2 protein-coding genes are annotated in these 1,299 nt (G+C 66.2%); both read right to left on the bottom strand.

Features of this window, described 5'->3' with window-relative positions:
- Positions 1 to 314: nucleoside hydrolase (locus tag MAXJ12_RS25790; RefSeq protein ID WP_008839021.1), on the bottom strand; the 314-nt coding region annotated here is incomplete at its 3' end.
- Between the two features lie 8 nt (positions 315 to 322).
- Positions 323 to 1,216 carry an ABC transporter permease gene (locus MAXJ12_RS25785; RefSeq protein WP_008839020.1) on the bottom strand — a complete coding sequence of 298 codons (894 nt, stop codon included), beginning with the start codon at positions 1,214 to 1,216 and terminating at the stop codon, positions 323 to 325.
- Between the last annotated feature and the right edge of the window lie 83 nt (positions 1,217 to 1,299).

Raw genomic sequence — 1,299 nt, 5'->3', positions numbered from 1 at the left:
CGGGGGCCAGCCGATATTGCGGTCGTCGGCTTCGGCAGGTCCGACCCGTCAAGCCCTGTCGGCCCATGCACATGCTCGGCAGTCACCAGCCCGCGCATTATGGGGCGCGGACAGCCGGCAAAGACCGGGATGTCGGTCCGGCCGGCGAGTTCAAGCAGCTTGAGGCAGTTAGCGGTCGTATGGCCGAGATCGATGTTGCCGGCGGTGGCGACCAGCCCGAGCACCTCAAAGGCCTCGGGAGCGCCGAGGATCATGAGGATCGCCGCGGCCTGATCCTGGCCGGGATCGGTAAGAATGATGAGCTTTTTCTTCACGTCCTGTCCTACGGATCGCGAAGTTCGCCGAAACCGACGGCGGCCCTGGCGCCGCCGCGCAGCTTGGCGCTCAGCCAGATGCCGAATACTGTGGCGATATAGGGCAGTCCGAGCAGCAGATCGTGCGGGATACGATCGCCGAAGACGATCTGGGCGCGAATTCCGATCGCGCCGACGACAGCGAAGAAGATCGCCGCGAAAGTCGCGCCGACCGGATGCCCGGCGCCGAAGATGACGGCGGCAAAACCCATGAAGCCGCGGCCGGCGGTCATGTTCTGGGCGAATATCTGAAGGCTGCCGGCGGCCAACTCTGCGCCGGCCATTGCGCAGAGCACGCCGCCGAGCACGAGCGCCACCAGCCTCATCATCGAGGGATTCACGCCAACACCGCGGGCGGCGAAAGGGTGCTCGCCGGAAGCCGCGAGTCTCAGCCCGAAGCGCGTGCGCCGGAGCAGCACCCAGATGCAGAAGACGAAGACGGGCATCAACAGCACCAACACCGACAGCGCGCCATAGGCGCCGAAGGCGGGTCCCAGACGCGGCAGGCCGAAGGGAGCGGTTACCGCCGCCTGGGCGCCGAAGATCGACTGCACGGCGAGCGCGGTGCCGCCGAGCCCAAGCCCGGTCAGCCCCAAGCCCGCGATGATCTGGTTGGCCCCGAGCTTCTCGACCACGAACCACAACAGGACCGAGCCGACGATACAGAGCACGACCGCAATGCAAAGCCCCAGCGCGAGCGAGCCGGTCAGCACGATACCGAGGATGGTGGCGCAGGCGCCGGTGATCATCAACCCCTCAAGACCGAGATGCCAGATGCCGGCGCGCTGGGCGATGACGCCCGCCAGCGTCACATAGACGAGCGGCGTGCCCGAGCGCAGAATGGCGACTATGATCTCGTCCAAGCGCGCCTCCCAAGCTTGACGATCCGGTCGATCATGCCGGATTTGGCGGTGATGAAAAGCGCGATAGCGGCGTTGATGATGTC

This window comes from Mesorhizobium alhagi CCNWXJ12-2, from assembly GCF_000236565.1.
GTDB classification, from domain to species: Bacteria; Pseudomonadota; Alphaproteobacteria; order Rhizobiales; family Rhizobiaceae; genus Allomesorhizobium; species Allomesorhizobium alhagi.
This window is presented reverse-complemented; position numbering and strand designations above follow the sequence as displayed.